Source organism: Stutzerimonas stutzeri, assembly GCF_000219605.1.
Lineage (GTDB): Bacteria > Pseudomonadota > Gammaproteobacteria > Pseudomonadales > Pseudomonadaceae > Stutzerimonas > Stutzerimonas stutzeri.
The window spans coordinates 2452254-2466946 of the sequence record NC_015740.1 but is presented as its reverse complement, the minus strand read 5'-3'; the positions used below and the strand labels follow the sequence as shown (position 1 = coordinate 2466946).

At 60.1% G+C, this 14693-nt stretch carries 16 protein-coding genes and 1 tRNA gene; 6 read left to right on the top strand and 11 right to left on the bottom strand.

Annotated elements, in window-relative coordinates; genetic code table 11:
- The first annotated feature begins 51 nt into the window (after window positions 1-51).
- Together PSTAB_RS11405 and PSTAB_RS11400 are read left to right on the top strand one after the other, a co-directional pair.
- Window positions 52-273, top strand: a complete 222-nt coding sequence (locus PSTAB_RS11405; protein ID WP_011913506.1) for a DUF2835 domain-containing protein — start codon at window positions 52-54, stop codon at window positions 271-273.
- Between the two features lie 112 nt (window positions 274-385).
- On the top strand, window positions 386-1417 hold the full coding sequence (locus PSTAB_RS11400; RefSeq protein WP_013983013.1) for a quinone-dependent dihydroorotate dehydrogenase: 1032 nt from the start codon (window positions 386-388) through the stop codon (window positions 1415-1417).
- Window positions 1418-1508: 91 nt separating this feature from the next.
- Here the strand turns inward: PSTAB_RS11400 and rmf are convergent, their stop codons facing one another.
- Window positions 1509-1724 (bottom strand): ribosome modulation factor, encoded by a 216-nt coding sequence (gene rmf / locus PSTAB_RS21230; protein WP_011913504.1) that lies wholly within the window; start codon window positions 1722-1724, stop codon window positions 1509-1511.
- A 359-nt stretch (window positions 1725-2083) separates the two neighbouring features.
- Here rmf and rlmKL point away from each other — a divergent pair, with 359 nt between their 5' ends.
- Window positions 2084-4261, top strand: a complete 2178-nt coding sequence (gene rlmKL / locus PSTAB_RS11395) for a bifunctional 23S rRNA (guanine(2069)-N(7))-methyltransferase RlmK/23S rRNA (guanine(2445)-N(2))-methyltransferase RlmL (RefSeq protein WP_013983012.1) — start codon at window positions 2084-2086, stop codon at window positions 4259-4261.
- A 47-nt stretch (window positions 4262-4308) separates the two neighbouring features.
- On the opposite strand, the gene dacB is transcribed toward rlmKL, so the two are convergent.
- Window positions 4309-5766, bottom strand: a complete 1458-nt coding sequence (gene dacB, locus PSTAB_RS11390) for a D-alanyl-D-alanine carboxypeptidase/D-alanyl-D-alanine endopeptidase (RefSeq protein ID WP_013983011.1) — start codon at window positions 5764-5766, stop codon at window positions 4309-4311.
- Between the two features lie 265 nt (window positions 5767-6031).
- Here dacB and PSTAB_RS11385 point away from each other — a divergent pair, with 265 nt between their 5' ends.
- On the top strand, window positions 6032-6376 hold the full coding sequence (locus PSTAB_RS11385) for a YggL family protein (RefSeq protein WP_011913501.1): 345 nt from the start codon (window positions 6032-6034) through the stop codon (window positions 6374-6376).
- On the opposite strand, the gene PSTAB_RS11380 is transcribed toward PSTAB_RS11385, so the two are convergent.
- From PSTAB_RS11380 to PSTAB_RS11355, 6 genes are all read right to left on the bottom strand, one after another.
- Window positions 6360-7454, bottom strand: a complete 1095-nt coding sequence (locus tag PSTAB_RS11380; protein ID WP_013983010.1) for an FUSC family protein — start codon at window positions 7452-7454, stop codon at window positions 6360-6362. The two genes, PSTAB_RS11385 and PSTAB_RS11380, sit on opposite strands and share 17 nt — an antisense overlap.
- Before the next feature lie 4 nt (window positions 7455-7458).
- Window positions 7459-8790: a deoxyguanosinetriphosphate triphosphohydrolase gene (locus PSTAB_RS11375; protein ID WP_011913499.1), complete on the bottom strand. Its 1332-nt coding sequence runs from the start codon at window positions 8788-8790 to the stop codon at window positions 7459-7461.
- A 157-nt stretch (window positions 8791-8947) separates the two neighbouring features.
- Window positions 8948-9268 carry a hypothetical protein gene (locus tag PSTAB_RS11370; RefSeq protein ID WP_041771739.1) on the bottom strand — a complete coding sequence of 107 codons (321 nt, stop codon included), beginning with the start codon at window positions 9266-9268 and terminating at the stop codon, window positions 8948-8950.
- Entirely contained in the window at window positions 9265-9645 is a 381-nt protein-coding gene (locus PSTAB_RS11365) for a phage holin family protein (RefSeq protein ID WP_011913497.1), read from the bottom strand. Before PSTAB_RS11365 ends, PSTAB_RS11370 begins: the two co-directional genes overlap by 4 nt.
- Before the next feature lie 14 nt (window positions 9646-9659).
- Window positions 9660-10061, bottom strand: coding sequence for an ElaB/YgaM/YqjD family protein (locus tag PSTAB_RS11360; protein WP_011913496.1), 402 nt, complete (start codon window positions 10059-10061; stop codon window positions 9660-9662).
- A gap of 226 nt (window positions 10062-10287) precedes the next feature.
- The gene (locus PSTAB_RS11355) at window positions 10288-11580 is read right to left on the bottom strand and encodes an OprD family porin (RefSeq protein ID WP_013983007.1); all 1293 of its coding nucleotides are present in this window, start codon (window positions 11578-11580) and stop codon (window positions 10288-10290) included.
- A gap of 420 nt (window positions 11581-12000) precedes the next feature.
- Between PSTAB_RS11355 and PSTAB_RS11350 the strand changes: the two genes are divergently transcribed.
- Window positions 12001-12249: a glutaredoxin family protein gene (locus PSTAB_RS11350; RefSeq protein WP_041771738.1), complete on the top strand. Its 249-nt coding sequence runs from the start codon at window positions 12001-12003 to the stop codon at window positions 12247-12249.
- 79 nt (window positions 12250-12328) lie between these two features.
- On the opposite strand, the gene PSTAB_RS11345 is transcribed toward PSTAB_RS11350, so the two are convergent.
- From PSTAB_RS11345 to mobA, 3 genes are all read right to left on the bottom strand, one after another.
- Window positions 12329-12405 (bottom strand) — tRNA-Pro (locus tag PSTAB_RS11345).
- A gap of 144 nt (window positions 12406-12549) precedes the next feature.
- Window positions 12550-12771, bottom strand: coding sequence for a YgdI/YgdR family lipoprotein (locus tag PSTAB_RS11340; protein WP_013983005.1), 222 nt, complete (start codon window positions 12769-12771; stop codon window positions 12550-12552).
- A gap of 46 nt (window positions 12772-12817) precedes the next feature.
- On the bottom strand, window positions 12818-13426 hold the full coding sequence (gene mobA, locus PSTAB_RS11335; RefSeq protein ID WP_013983004.1) for a molybdenum cofactor guanylyltransferase MobA: 609 nt from the start codon (window positions 13424-13426) through the stop codon (window positions 12818-12820).
- 201 nt (window positions 13427-13627) lie between these two features.
- On the opposite strand from mobA, the gene PSTAB_RS11330 reads away from it, so the two are divergent.
- A complete protein-coding gene (locus PSTAB_RS11330) occupies window positions 13628-14656 on the top strand; it encodes an acyltransferase family protein (protein WP_013983003.1) in 1029 nt (342 codons plus the stop codon).
- The last annotated feature ends 37 nt before the right edge of the window (window positions 14657-14693 follow it).

Below are 14693 nucleotides of genomic sequence, written 5' to 3'. Positions count from 1 at the left end.
CATGGCGTGTCGATGTGGCAATATCGCTGGGTAGATCACTGAGGAGCCTCCATGCCAAATCTGGTGCTGGATATCGCGCTATCCGCCGAACGAATGAAAGCGGTATACCAAGGCCATGCGAATCGCATCCTGATCCGAAGTCGCGATGGCACGCGGGTCAGCCTGCCTGCGCATCATCTGCGCCCGTTTCTGACCCACGAAGGCGTATATGGTTCCTTCGAGCTCGAGTTTGCCGAACAGGGTCAGTTGCTGGGCTTGCGGCGGCTGAAATGACGCGCCTCGCCGACTGCTGGCGACGCCCGTATTTCATCACCCGCCGCTGCGGCTGTACGGACCTCGGGCTGCTATACTCCGCGTCCACCTTTACCGAGACTTTAGGCTGCGTATGTATAACCTGGCCCGCCAGCTGTTGTTCAAGTTATCTCCGGAAACTTCCCACGAACTTTCCCTCGAGCTGATTGGCGCGGGCGGCCGTCTCGGGCTGAATGCGATGCTTAGCAAGCCGCCGGCCAGCCTGCCAGTGCGGGTGATGGGGCTGGACTTTCCCAACCCGGTAGGTCTGGCCGCGGGGCTGGACAAGAACGGTGAGGCCATTCGCGGGCTGTCGCAGCTGGGTTTCGGCTTTATCGAGGTCGGCACCGTGACGCCGCGCCCGCAGCCCGGCAACCCGAAGCCGCGAATCTTCCGCCTGCCGGAAGCCGAGGCGATCATCAATCGCATGGGCTTCAACAACCACGGTGTCGATGCCTTGCTGGCTCGTGTCGAAGCGGCCAGGTTCAAAGGCGTGCTGGGGATCAACATCGGCAAGAATTTCGACACCCCCGTCGAGCGCGCCGATGAGGATTATCTGCTCTGCCTCGACAAGGTCTACCACCACGCCAGCTATGTCACCGTGAACGTCAGTTCGCCCAATACTCCGGGCCTGCGCAGCCTGCAGTTCGGCGACTCGCTCAAGCAGTTGCTCGACGCGTTGCGGCTGCGTCGTGAAGATCTGGAGATCATGCATGGCAAGCGTGTACCGCTGGCCATCAAGATCGCGCCGGACATGACCGATGATGAAACCGCGCTGGTGGGGGAGGCCGTGTTCCAGGCGGGAATGGACGCGATCATCGCCACCAATACCACTCTTGGCCGCGAAGGCGTCGCCGGCCTGGCGCATGCCGATGAGGCAGGTGGCCTGTCCGGCGCGCCGGTACGGGACAAGAGCACCCATACGGTGAAAGTGCTGGCGCAGACGCTGGGTGGGCGACTGCCGATCATCGCCGTAGGCGGTATCACCGAGGGTCGTCACGCGGCCGAGAAGATCGAGGCGGGTGCCAGCCTGGTCCAGTTGTACTCAGGCTTCATCTACAAGGGACCGGCACTGATCCGCGAGGCGGTGGATGCCATCGCGGCGCTGCGTTCGCAGGCGAAGTAGGTGGTGGGAAGGGGCTCCTGTTTGGAGCCCCTGGGCTTCTAGCCCGCCGCCCGGGTAGGGCGTGCCGTATCAAGTCGGGTGGATCGGTAAATCAGCCGACCGCGTGAAGTTCGTTGAGTCTATGCAGACCGGCCGTGCCGGTCAGACCATCCCAGTTGTCGCCGCGACCCTCCCGCCAGCCGTTGATCCAGGCTTGGCGAACTTGGGGATGGGAGAAGGGACAGAGGTCGCGAGATTTGCCATGTATGCCATGTTGATAACCGCGCAGAAATGCTCGTTCCATCGGATCACGCTTGAGTCTTCTCATTGGGTATTGCCCTCAGTGGTTGACTGGTGTTCCTGTGGCCTCATGGCGAGACCGGGCAGATAGACTGCCGATTGAAGCGCGCTGCCGGCGTGGCGCGCCTCGCCGACATCCTTGCGATGACGGCCTGAGGTGAGTTCTAACCCAATGCCCCTGAGGCTGGAATGATCGTTTTGTCATAAGTAGGTAACGAATCTATGGTTCTGCCCATAAGCCGGAGTCGGCGAGGCATCTGAAGTGCACGCCCGGCCGCCCCGCCTAATTGCCAGCCATCTTTTTCTTGCCATTCATTTTTTGTTCGTTGCTGCGTTTGTTCCGACGAAAGGGTCGTAGCGGCCCGCAGCACTTTTTCTGGAAACGCCATGACCGATCGCCATGAACTGATCCTGACCTGCCCCAAGGGGCTCGAAGGCCTTTTGCTTGAGGAGGCCACCGCGCTTGGTCTGGAGGAGGGGCGCGAACAGACTTCTGCCGTTCGCGGGTATGGCGCATTGGAGGTGGGCTATCGGCTTTGCCTGTGGTCACGCCTGGCCAACCGCGTACTGCTGGTGATCAGTCGCTTCCCGACGGTCGATGCCGAGACGCTCTACCAGGGCGTGCACGCCGTCGATTGGGCCGAGCACCTGCTGCCATCCGGCAGCCTGGCCGTGGAGTTCAGCGGGCGTGGTTCGGGGATCGACAACACGCATTTCGGTGCGCTCAAGGTCAAGGATGCCATCGTCGACCGGCTGCGCAGCGCATCGGGCGAGCGGCCAAGCATTGATAAGCTCGACCCCGACCTGCGGGTGCACCTGCGCCTGGACAAGGGGCAGGCCGTGCTCTCGCTGGACTTGTCCGGTCATAGCCTGCATCAACGCGGCTATCGTCTGCAGCAAGGTGCTGCACCACTGAAGGAAAACCTTGCCGCCGCCATCCTGATCCGCGCCGGCTGGCCGCGCATCGCCGCCGCTGGTGGTGCGCTGACCGACCCCATGTGCGGTGTGGGTACCTTCCTGGTGGAAGGCGCGATGATGGCGGCAGATATCGCACCCAATCTCAAGCGCGAACGCTGGGGCTTCAGCGCCTGGCTGGGGCATGTGCCGGCGCTGTGGAATCGCCTGCACGCCGACGCCCAGGCGCGCGCGGAGGCCGGTTTGGCCAGACCACCGCTGTGGATTCGTGGCTACGAAGCCGATCCGCGTCTGATCCAGCCTGGTCGCAACAACATCGAGCGCGCCGGACTGTCGAGCTGGATTCGTATCTACCAGGGTGACGTCGGGAGTTTCGAGCCGCGCCCAGACCAGAACCAGAAAGGGCTGGTCATCTGCAACCCACCTTACGGCGAACGCCTGGGTGACGAGGCCAGCCTTCTTTATCTCTACCAGAACCTGGGCGAGCGCCTGCGCCAGGCCTGCCTAGGCTGGGAGGCTGCAGTGTTCACTGCCGCTCCGGACCTCGGCAAACGCATGGGTATCCGCAGCCACAAGCAGTACGCCTTCTGGAACGGTGCACTGCCGTGCAAACTGCTACTGATCAAGGTCGAGTTGGACCAGTTCGTTACCGGCCAGCGCGCCGCCTCCACCGAGCCACAGCCTCAGCAGGCTCCGGTGGAGCAGGCACGTCTGAGCGAAGGTGGGCAGATGTTCGCCAACCGCTTGCAGAAGAACCTGCGGCAGCTCGGCAAATGGGCGCGTCGCGAAGGCATCGAGTGTTATCGACTGTACGATGCCGATATGCCGGAGTACGCATTGGCGGTCGATCTGTATCGCGATTGGGTGCATGTGCAGGAATATGCTCCGCCACGCTCCATCGATCCGGACAAGGCCCAGGCTCGCCTGCTCGATGCCCTGGCGGCTATTCCGCAGGCGCTGGGCATTGCGCGCGAGAAGGTGGTGGTCAAACGTCGCGAGCGCCAGAGCGGCACTCGCCAGTACGAGCGCCAGGCCTCCCAGGGTGAATTTCTCGAAGTCAGCGAGGGTGGCGTCAAGCTGCTGGTCAACCTGACCGACTACCTGGATACCGGCCTGTTCCTCGACCATCGCCCGCTGCGCCTGCGCATACAGCGCGAAGCGGCCGGCAAGCGCTTTCTCAATCTGTTCTGCTATACCGCAACGGCAACCGTGCACGCGGCCAAGGGCGGCGCCCGCAGCACTACCAGTGTCGACCTGTCCAGGACCTATCTGGACTGGGCGCGGCGCAACCTTTCGCTCAACGGCTTCTCGGACCGCCAGCGGCTGGAACAGGGAGACGTGATGGCCTGGCTGGAAGCGGATCGCGGCGAATACGACCTGATCTTCATCGACCCGCCGACCTTCTCCAACTCCAAGCGCATGGAAGGCGTGTTCGACGTGCAGCGTGACCACGTTGCCCTGCTCGACCTGGCGATGGCGCGGCTGGCTACCGGCGGGACGCTGTATTTCTCCAACAACTTCCGCAAGTTCGTGCTGGACGCGAGCCTGATGGATCGTTACGCAGTAGAGGAAATCACGGCTTCAACGCTGGATGAGGACTTCCGCCGCAATCCGCGAATCCACCGTGCCTGGAAACTCCAGGCACGGTGATGACGGTTCTGCGCGGGCCTCAGGCAGGCCCGCTCTTTCTGTAGCAATCAGCGCTGAGCGGTGCTTTCGCTGCGCTGGTTGTACAGGCTGACCAGCACCTGATCCAGGATCGACGAGGCGCCCCATGGACGCGGGTGGTTGAGGATCGCGACCACCGCCCAGACATTGCCGTCGCCGTCTCGACTGTAGCCCGCGATCGCGCGCACGGTATTCAGCGTGCCCGTCTTCACGTGTGCCTTGCCGGCGACCGGCGTGTTGCGCAGACGCTTGCGCATGGTGCCGTCCACGGCCGCCAAGGGCATCGAGGAGATGAACTCGGCCGAGTAGGGGCTGCGCCAGGCGGCCTGCAGCAAACTCGCCAGTTCACGCGCGCTGACCCGCTCGGCACGGGAAAGGCCGGAGCCGTTTTCGATCACCAGGTGCGGGGAAATCAGCCCTTTCTTGGCCAGCCACTGACGGATCACTCGCTGTGCCGCCTTGGCGTCATCGGCATCCGCTTCGTTGCGGAACGCAGCACCCAGGCTCAGGAACAGCTGCTTGGCCATGGTGTTGTTACTGTACTTGTTGACGTCGCGAATGATCTCGGTGAGGTCCGGGGAGTAGGCCCTGGCCAGCAGGCGGGCGCTGCTCGGTACCTGGGCGACACGATCAGTGCCCAGGATGCTGCCGCCGAGTTCGCCCCAGATCGCCCGCACCGCGCCTGCGGCATAGCGTTCGTGGTCCAGCAGGGAAAGATAGGTCTGCGCGCTGCAACCAGCGGCGAGCTTGCCCGTGACCACCACGGTGACCCCGTCGCCGTCGGCAACGGGGTTGTACAGCACCTCTGGCCAGCCTGGGCATTTGGCTGCCGGCAAGGCCTGAACGCGGTTGTCGATGCGGACGCTGGCAATGGGCGGCTCCACCGCCACGTTCACCTTGCCCCCATCGTTGCGGACGATGAAGCGCAGCGCCTTGAGGTTGACCAGTAGCGAATCGGGGCCGACCAGGAACGGCTTGTTCTGGTCGCCGCCGTCATCGTCGAATACCGGCAGGTCGGGCTGGACGAAGTGGCTGCGATCCAGCACCAGATCGCCGGTGACCTTGCTCACACCGTTGGCGCGCAGATCACGCAGCAGCAACCAGAGCTTCTCCATGTTCAGCTTGGGATCGCCGCCACCTTTCAGATAAAGATTGCCATTGAGCACGCCATCCACCAGCGGACCGTCGGCATAGAACTCGGTTTTCCACTGATGATTGGGCCCGAGCAGTTCAAGTGCGGCGTAGGTGGTGACCAGTTTCATGGTCGAGGCGGGATTGACCGATACGTCTGCATTGACGATTGTTGGTGCCGCGTTGCCGGTAAGCGGCAGCATGACGACCGACAGCGCATCGTTGTTGATCTTGTTGGCCTTGAGCGCCTGTTCCACACGGGCTGGCAGCGTCTGGTTCACGCCGGCCGCATGAATCGGCAGCGCAATGGGCAAGGCCAGAACGGCCAGGGAGATACCACGAAGGATTCTGTTCATTTGCGAGCGCCTCTGAGCGCACACAGGGGGCTGCTGGCGATTCGATTCGGCATGCGATTTCCCACTGCACTAAGGGAACGATTGCGGGCCATTATGCCCGGCCCGTAGAGGCGCTGTGCCTCTATCCGATAAGCGTAGCTGCGTCGCAGGGGTTACTGCAAAAAAAGGTGGCGAGCCGTTGCGGTGGCGGTTCTCGGTCATCGCCTTGGCATCGGGTTGCTGTTAGAGTGCGCGCCGTCATCACGTTGAAAAAGGGATCGATCCAATGGCTACCAATCGTTCGCGTCGCCTGCGCAAGAAACTCTGTGTCGATGAGTTCCAGGAGCTGGGCTTCGAGATCAATCTCACCTATCGCGAAGGTATCGAAAGCAAGGCCGTGGATGACTTCCTCGAAGCATTCATCAGCGAGGCGATGGAAGCCAACGAGCTTGGTTATATCGGCGGTGAAGACTACGGTTTCGTCTGCCTGGCGCGCCGTGGTTCGGTCACCGAAGAGCAGCGCGCCAAGGTGGATGCCTGGCTGAAAGGCCGTAGCGAGCTTGCTGAGTACAACGTCAGCCCTCTGATGGATGTGTGGTATCCGGAAAACCCGATCAGGACCGAGAAGTAGTCTGCTCGTCGGTTCGTTGCGCTGCTGCCAGCTGGGCTTTCCTTCGTGAGCGCCTGGCCAGCAGCAGATGCAGCAGGTGCATCAGCGTTGCGATGAGCAACGCAACGCCCACGCCAAGGCTGGCATTGATGAGGCGTATCTGCGGCAGGTTCCAATCCTGCGCCAGGGTTTCTGCCAGCAGCAGGAAGAGCAGGGTGGTCTGCAGCACGAACAGCCCGTAGTGATTCGCCTGGAAGGCCCTGCCGAGCACAACCAGCGGCAGCAGGATCATAACCATCAGCGGCGGGTCGGCCAGGCCATGTCCGATGTAGATGAGGATGGCGGCGGCAGCCAGGATTCCGAGGCTGGCCTGCAGCGCGCGAACCAGGCTGCGCTCGAGGTCCATCTGCAATGTGGTGAACACCGCCAGCGTCAGCCAGTAGCCTCTCGGCAACTGCGCCATGTTCACGATCACACCACCCAGCGCGCCGGCCAGCATGTAGGTCAGCGCGTGTACTCGCCATTGCCGGATCGGCGTCCGTCGAGCGTGCCGCCGCAGCACCCGCAGGATGCTCAGCAATCGTGGCATGTACGGCCACATACGCAAGCCATGCATGCCGCGCAGACCGAACGCCAGCAGCGTCACCCACAGACCGCCAAGCGCGAACAGCACGGCAATCGCATAGGGGTTGTTGAAATCGGCGACGCCATGCTGGCCCTGGCCGAGGCACAGGCAGATCGCCAGGCCGATGCCGAGTTTGCCGGCTTCGCTGCCATATCGTTGCAACCAGGCCAGAAGCAAACCGTAGAAGGCGAACAGGCCGAGGCTGATCAACGGGTGGGTGGCTGACCAGAAACCCAGGCCGGCACTGCCGGCGCCCAGTGCGATAAGGAGCAGCATCCGTAGCATGCCGAAGCGATGAAGCGGATTGGCCTTGGCGGCCTGGAATGCACCTACCGTCGCCCAGAGAAAACCCGGGTGACCACTGAACAGGCCCAGCAATAGCGGCAGCGCACAGCCGAAGCCTGCGACCATCGCCGCGCCCCAGGCGGGGCGCCCGGGATGCCAGTGAATGCTTTGCCGCAACAGACGCTTCATGGGGTCAGACCGGGCTGGAGCGACCGGTCATTTCTCCGGCCATTTCCGTGGCGTAACTGTCGGTCATGCCGGCGATGAAATCGATCATTCGCAGAAACGACTGGTAGAGCGGTAGCTCGGGAGAGGGTGCGCTGCGTCCGAGCAGATCGAGGATCCGCTGGTTCTTGAATGAAGGTGTACCGCCGCGATGCTGTTCCAGCGCCGCCCCGCAGAAAGCGTTGAGCAGGATCTCCAGCGTCGTGTAGGCGCCGATCTCGTGCAGGGTCTTGCGTTTGTCCTGGAAAATCTTCTGGCGGGCCATCGCTTTCGCCTGCACCACGCAGGCCTTGGCAGGACCGTGCATATGCTCGACCAGGTCGCCCGGCAGTTCGCCGCGCAAGAGGTTATTCTGCTGTTCGACGAACGCAGCGGCAGCGGCATTGGTCAGGTGCTCGATGGCCTTGCCGCGCAGGATCGCCAGCTTGCGGCGCCTGGAGTCGCCTGGGCCGAGTTGGCGATAGGTTTCCGGAATGTCGTCGCCAACCAGCGCCAGCAGCAACTCCTCGACCTCCGCGTACTCGAGCAACTCCATTTCGAGGCCATCTTCGAGGTCGATCAGCCCGTAGCAGATGTCGTCCGCGGCCTCCATCAGATACACGAGGGGGTGGCGCCCCCAGCGCTGATCGGCAACCTTCGGCAGGTTCAGCTTGTGTGCGATCTGCTCCAGCAACGGCAACTCGTTCTGGTAGCAACCGAACTTGTGTTTCTTGTACCCCAGCGCCTCGGCATGGCGAGACGTCCATGGGTATTTGAGATAGGTGCCCAGCGTGGCGTAGGTAAGCCGGGTGCCTCCGTCGAACTGGTGATACTCCAGCTGCGTGAGCACACGGAAGCCTTGGGCATTGCCCTCGAAGTTGAGGAAGTCCGCCCGCTGCGCATCCGTCATGTCGTCCAGCCAACCGCGTCCCGCAGCCTGCTGAAACCAGCAGCGAATGGCATCCTCCCCGGAGTGGCCGAATGGCGGGTTGCCGATGTCATGGGCGAGGCAGGCCGACTGGACGATCATGCCGAGATCGGCGGGGCTGCACCACTCGGGCAAGTCATCGCGAAGGACTTCGCCGACGCGCATGCCGAGCGAGCGCCCCACGCAGCTCACTTCGAGCGAATGGGTAAGCCGGGTATGGATATGGTCGTTACTGGAAACCGGATGGACCTGGGTCTTGCGGCCGAGGCGGCGAAACGCGCCGGAGAAAATGATGCGGTCATGATCCTTGTGGAACGGGCTGCGCCCCAGCTCGTCGCTGCTATGAGCGGACTTGCCGAGTCGTTCACGGGTAAGCAGTGTGTGCCAGTCCAAGACCATCTCCATATTGCCATTAGCGGGCTGGTGCAAAGCTACCATAACCGTCCAGCCGCGAATCGCTACTATCGCACTATGCGACCCGCGCGCACACGCAGCTTGACCCAGTTGAAGCTGGATCGAGCTGCCAGTACAACAGGTGTTGCTCCAGCGATTAATGCAACTTTTCGCGCAACTTCTGCTGACCTTTGATCAGGGGGTAAACCGTCAAGGCGACACGAGCCAGCTTGCCCAGCCTGCCCATCCGGCGACCGAACAGAGCCAGTACAACCGTGGCGGCAATCACCAGCGGGCCCTTGCCTGAAGAGGCGTCGGCAGATGAGCGCCGGGAGGTTACGAATCCCTTGATCTGCTGAAGCGGATGGGAAAGTGGTTGTGCGTGGTAGAGCATCTGCTGGCGATGCATTTCCATGCGAAGGCGCACCAGATCCTTACGCATGCTTAACTCGTTCGAGGTGCTCAGGGGTCGACTCATGGCAATAGACGCTCCCGGTTACGCTCCAGCTCTTCAAGAGTGGCCTGGAACGGCGCTGCACATTTCTTGGCCAGTGAAATGGCTCGGCTGATACAGATGATCATGATCACTGCATAGATGGCGCACAACGTCAGGATTGCTGCCATTCGGTGGGTTTCCCAGAACGCGATCACGATCGCGGCCGAGAGGCCGACCAGAACCAGTAGGCCAAGAATCAGGCTGACGCCAGCCAGGAGAAAAAGCCGAAACGTCCGGGCTTTTTCTTCCTGAACCTCGATGCCCACCAGCTCCAAATGCCCTTGGAGCAGGCCGACGAACGCGCCGCCCAGCTTCTTCAGCGACGGTCTGGGAGCTTCTGAGCCGGGCTTCGCTTCCATCTGCGGTTCTCCCATCAGCGACGTGTGATCAAGCCGAGCAGGAAACCGACACCGGCGGCGATGCCAATCGACTGCCACGGGTGGCTATGTACATATTCCTCGGTGCACTGGATGGCTGCCTGACCCTGATCGCGCATCGAGCTTTCGCGGTCTTTCAACATCTCACGCGCCTTGGCGATGTTCGCGTTGATCTTGCTGCGTAGCTCTTCGGTCTGGCCACCTGCAGTTTCCTGCGTGTGCTTGAGCAGGCGTTCGGTGTCGCCGATCAGGGTATGGAATTCCTCGATCAGGGCGTTCTGCGCAGCCTGCAGGTTGCGGCGATGGGCCGACGTGTCGATAAGGGGGCGGGTGCTCCCAGCGGGGCCCTCGGGGATCGGGGTGTTGTCGCTGGTGCCGAAGGTGGATTCGGTAGACATTCGCAGCTCCTTTTCTGAATCTAGCGGCGACGAAAGGTCCCGCTGCCTCAAGTTTCGAGCATGCTGCCGCTGCAAAGGTTCCCGTTTCGTTGGGGATATCCGATTGATATGAGGTTGGCGGAAGAAAGATTGGCTCGTCGCTATGGCAAATCTGGAAAATAACCAAAAGAAAACCCGCCGAAGCGGGTTTTCTTGTTCTACAGCACGATCGTGCTATAGCCGCTAATTACATCAGCGGAATGGTGTAGCTGACGATCAGACGGTTTTCGTCGATGTCGTTGCCGTAGTTGTTACGAGCAGTCGCGTTACGCCATTTGACGTTCAGGTTCTTCAGCGCACCTTCCTGGAAGGTGTAACCGATGTCCATGTCGCGTTCCCACTCCTTTCCTTCGGTGCCGTTGGCGCGCTCGAAGTTGTCACCAGTGATGTAGCGGGTCATGAAGGTCAAGCCCGGAATACCGATGGACGCGAAGTTGAAATCGTAGCGAGCCTGCCAGGATTTCTCATCAGCGTTGGCGAAATCATTGATCTGGACGTAGTTGACCAGGAACGGATCGGTCGCGCCGCCAACATAAGCAAAGCCGGTGTCGCCGCTCATCTTCTGATAGCCGACGCCGAAGCTATGGCCGCTCAGCGAGTAAGTAACCATGGCGCCGAACGCTTTGTTGTCAACGTTGGTGCTGCCGTCGTCTTTGGAGCGCGAGTACCGCAGATCAGTCTTCAGCGACTGGCCGTCAGCGATCGGCAGTACATGCACAAGGTTGTACGTGTGCTGCTTATAAAGTTCTTCAAGGTTGCTGTAGTAATAAGTAGCTGTCAGATCTTTGGTGACTTGGTAGCTACCGCCCAAGAAGCGGAAGTCGTCAGATTGATTATTCGGCGTGCCACCATCAACGCTAATACCACGGCGACCACCGGTATTCAAAGACATCACTTGGTTGTTGGTGGAATCGCGATGGTTGATGCGGTTTGCATAGCCAGCATCAAGTGTCAGACCTTTGATTTCTTTGGAGACGATTTGCGCGCCCTGCATAGTCTGAGGCAGCAGGCGGCTGTCGCTAGTGCCGATGGCAGGATTTTTGAACTGCAAAGTACCTACTTTCAGAACGGTCTCGGATACTTTTGCCTTGCCCGCAAACCCGATCTCTGACCAATCGTCTGGAGTTTTGTGGTCGTAGTTGTCGGGCATCAGACCGCTGCCAGTGCGGCCGGCGCCGCCATCGAGCTTCACCCCCAGAAGACCGAGCGCGTCAACACCAAAACCAACGGTGCCCTCGGTATAGCCCGACTCAACGCGCAGCAGGAAACCTTGAGCCCAAGCTTCGGACTTCGACTGGCCGCTAGCGGTAGATGCGGTGTTTCCACCCTCGTTGCGATAGTCGCGGTTGAAATAGAAGTTACGCAGTTCCAGGCCAGCCTTGGTGTCTTCGATGAAGGCGGCTTGAGCCATGGTTGGGATAGCCAGTGTTGCTCCCAGAGTGGCGAGGGCCACGCCCCGGGCGATGGGGGTCTTGAGCATTTCTTATTTCTCCTCGTTGGATGATGCTCTGAAGTCGCTCTTTACGGCGCCATGCAATAAAACATTACAGAGGTTTTTCAACCCTTAGACTTTAGTCGCCAAGCCCTGCAAGTCAACGTGCTAGACGGTCGCAGCCCTGACGGCCGTTTAAGGCTGTCGGTCGGTCACGCATCAAATATTCACGTCGCATGATCTGGCGATTAAACACTAAAGGGTCAACCGGGCAATCTGCGTCGCCGCGGGTGGCAGCATCCTAGCGTTTTGCTCGGGCAGAGTCGAATGGCCTGAGCATAATCGCCTAGTGAGTGGGGCCGATTTCACATTTTTGACTGCGTGAAGGCGCATTCACGCTTCGTAACTAAGATGGCTAACCACCTCGGCCTTGCTAGAATTTCGACACGAATGATTGCGAGATCGCCAATGTTGCCTGAATGCCAGCTTTTCGGAACTCTGGGTTGCCATCTCTGCGAGCAGGCAGAAGAGGTGCTCATGCCGCTTGTAGAGCATGGTCTGTTAGTGGAATTGATGGATATTGCCGAGCGCTCCGACTGGGTCGAACTCTACGGGCTACGGATACCGGTGCTTCGCCGCGTTGACAATGGTGCAGAATTGGATTGGCCGTTCGAGGCCGAACAAGTAGTGAGCTTTCTGCAGGCTGCCGCAAAGTAGGTCAAATGACATGCATAAAAAAACCGGCTCGTTGGCCGGTTTTTTATGGTCTGCCATTCAATAGCAGATCCGCGGGATATGGTCGGAGCGACTGGATTCGAACCAGCGACCTTCTCGTCCCGAACGAGACGCGCTACCAAGCTGCGCTACGCTCCGAAGATGGCGCGCATTCTACAGAAAAAGTTTTGTCGCACAAGACGTTACGCCGGATTTTTTTCACACGCCGTGCTGGCCCGGTGAGACATGCTGAGGCTTGTCGTGCTGTCTGATCCGAAGCCGACAGCACGACGTTCAGACTGATCAGAGTTCGCGTACGGTGCGGACCTGATCCTTGTTCACTTTGCCCGGCTTGCCGTCGAGCTGCTCGTATTCATAGAACCCCGACTCGTCGTCGTAATCCGGACGGTCCAGGGTCTGGATCTCGCGACCGTCGTTCAGGGTGATAACGCTCGGATTGGCGCAACCGGCCAATATGCCGAAGCTCAGCGCAAGAATGAGGGTGGGTAGGGTGCGTGTTTGCATGACGCTGTTCCTTCTGCGAGTAACGATAACCATCGGACGAAGCGCGCTACGATGAAGTTCCCAGCTCTGAACGGCTGGCTTTGAGAAGCTCCGGTGTGTTGAGGTTGGCCAGGCGAGGATCGTCTTTTCTGACTTGCAGTTCACGCGCGCCGAGCTTCAGCAGAATGCGTTGCGGGCTGCGCTCCCCGGCACGCCAGAAAGCGTCTATTTCTGCTCGCATGCTGGTAGGTATGACACAGAACAGCGGCTCCCATTGTTCGCCGCAGCGGAGCATCACGGGTTGGTCGGGCGTGCTGATTGCTGCCGAGTACAGCGAATGCAGCAGCGGACGATCTACAAGGGGTGTATCGCATGGCAGCAGGAGCAGCCAGCGGTGGCTCGCGGCGGCAAGCCCGGCGCGTATCCCTGCGAGCGGGCCAGGAAATCCGTCTTCGTCATCGCTGACCAGGCGGTCGGCATAGCCGGCGTAACGCGCATGGTTCCGATTGCAGGACAGCAAGAGCTCATCGGTCAGTGGGCGGGCAACGTCATGCAGCCAGGCGATCAGTGGGCGACCTCGCCACTCCAGCAGCCCCTTATCCTGACCGCCCATACGCTGCCCGCGGCCTCCGGCCAGAAGCAGAATGGAGCAGGACTGGAAAGTTGAGTCGGTCATTAGGTGGCTCCTGAAGCGTGCAATCGGACCGTGCCGGCAATCCTACGCGGCTGTGGCGTCGCTGTCCGTCCGGCAGATACGGACATGCAGCCGTTGTGTCGCTAAACCATCGAGAAATCCTGTTGTCTATCTCCTCCATCCGCTTTCTGCAGAGGGCGGTGTGCCGCCTGCTTATTGGCCGAAATACAAGGAGAACAGACAATGCAGGAGAGAAACGTTTGGGTTGATTATGCCAAGGCGATCGGAATCATTCTCGTTGTCTACGGGCATGTCGCGCGGGGCGTCTTCAATGCAGGGCTGCCCATGGATGAAGGTGAATTCGTGCTTGTGGACAGCATCATCTATAGCTTCCACATGCCGTTGTTCTTCTTCCTTTCCGGCTTGTTTTTTTTCGATTCGCTGCAAAAGCGGGGTAGGGGCGGCCTGATCATCAACAAGGTGGATACGATCGTTTATCCATTCATTGTCTGGTCCTTGCTGCAAGGGCTGTTAGAAGTCGTCCTGTCGAATTACACCAATGGCCAGGTCACCTTGACTGAGGTGTTCTCGTTGCTATGGCTGCCGCGTGCCCAGTTCTGGTTCCTTTATGCCCTGTTCCTGGTGTTTCTGGTCTGCACGTTCCTGTATGCGAAAGCCGATCGCCGATACTTTCTACCGTTCGTGGTGCTGTTCGGAGTCCTGTTCGTCTTCCAGCAGGAACTGACGATCAACAACATGACGCGCTTCATCCTGGGGAATACGGTGTTCTTCGCGCTGGGGGTCTGGTTCAACGAAGTGAAGGCTTTTTTCCTGGCACGCTGCACGCAATTAACCGTGTTTTTCGGTGCTTTGTTCATTATCGGCCAGTATCTGTTTCATATCACATTTGGCATGAACTACACCGACGGCGGCCTGCCGGTGCTGGCTCTGGCAACGATATCCATCTTTTTTATGGTCGCGCTTTCGATGTGGCTTGGACAATTCCGTGTCGACTGGTTTCTGTTTATCGGCGCGTCCTCGATGACGATCTACCTCATGCATATCCTGGCCGGGAGCGGCGTGCGGGTGATTCTCAGCAAGTTCCTAGGCATCGACTCGATTGCTGCACATCTCGTGGTCGGCACACTGATTGGGCTCGTTGCTCCGCTGCTGGCTCAGATCGTGATCAATCGTTTCAACCTGCACTTTCTGCTTACTCCGCCAAAGCGAATCTCCGCTTCGCATCTGCGTATGCGCAAGGCCGTGGCGTGATGCGCATCCGCTAGGTCCTCCCGACAGCCGCCAGAAG

What these genes read in the sequence shown, in the direction of transcription:
- PSTAB_RS11405 (WP_011913506.1), top strand. Translation starts at nt 52, where the DNA reads ATGCCAAATCTGGTGCTGGATATCGCGCTATCCGCCGAACGAATGAAA.
- PSTAB_RS11400 (WP_013983013.1), top strand. Translation starts at nt 386, where the DNA reads ATGTATAACCTGGCCCGCCAGCTGTTGTTCAAGTTATCTCCGGAAACT.
- rmf (WP_011913504.1), bottom strand. Translation starts at nt 1,724, where the DNA reads ATGAGAAGACTCAAGCGTGATCCGATGGAACGAGCATTTCTGCGCGGT.
- rlmKL (WP_013983012.1), top strand. Translation starts at nt 2,084, where the DNA reads ATGACCGATCGCCATGAACTGATCCTGACCTGCCCCAAGGGGCTCGAA.
- dacB (WP_013983011.1), bottom strand. Translation starts at nt 5,766, where the DNA reads ATGAACAGAATCCTTCGTGGTATCTCCCTGGCCGTTCTGGCCTTGCCC.
- PSTAB_RS11385 (WP_011913501.1), top strand. Translation starts at nt 6,032, where the DNA reads ATGGCTACCAATCGTTCGCGTCGCCTGCGCAAGAAACTCTGTGTCGAT.
- PSTAB_RS11380 (WP_013983010.1), bottom strand. Translation starts at nt 7,454, where the DNA reads ATGAAGCGTCTGTTGCGGCAAAGCATTCACTGGCATCCCGGGCGCCCC.
- PSTAB_RS11370 (WP_041771739.1), bottom strand. Translation starts at nt 9,268, where the DNA reads ATGAGTCGACCCCTGAGCACCTCGAACGAGTTAAGCATGCGTAAGGAT.
- PSTAB_RS11365 (WP_011913497.1), bottom strand. Translation starts at nt 9,645, where the DNA reads ATGGAAGCGAAGCCCGGCTCAGAAGCTCCCAGACCGTCGCTGAAGAAG.
- PSTAB_RS11360 (WP_011913496.1), bottom strand. Translation starts at nt 10,061, where the DNA reads ATGTCTACCGAATCCACCTTCGGCACCAGCGACAACACCCCGATCCCC.
- PSTAB_RS11355 (WP_013983007.1), bottom strand. Translation starts at nt 11,580, where the DNA reads ATGCTCAAGACCCCCATCGCCCGGGGCGTGGCCCTCGCCACTCTGGGA.
- PSTAB_RS11350 (WP_041771738.1), top strand. Translation starts at nt 12,001, where the DNA reads ATGTTGCCTGAATGCCAGCTTTTCGGAACTCTGGGTTGCCATCTCTGC.
- PSTAB_RS11340 (WP_013983005.1), bottom strand. Translation starts at nt 12,771, where the DNA reads ATGCAAACACGCACCCTACCCACCCTCATTCTTGCGCTGAGCTTCGGC.
- mobA (WP_013983004.1), bottom strand. Translation starts at nt 13,426, where the DNA reads ATGACCGACTCAACTTTCCAGTCCTGCTCCATTCTGCTTCTGGCCGGA.
- PSTAB_RS11330 (WP_013983003.1), top strand. Translation starts at nt 13,628, where the DNA reads ATGCAGGAGAGAAACGTTTGGGTTGATTATGCCAAGGCGATCGGAATC.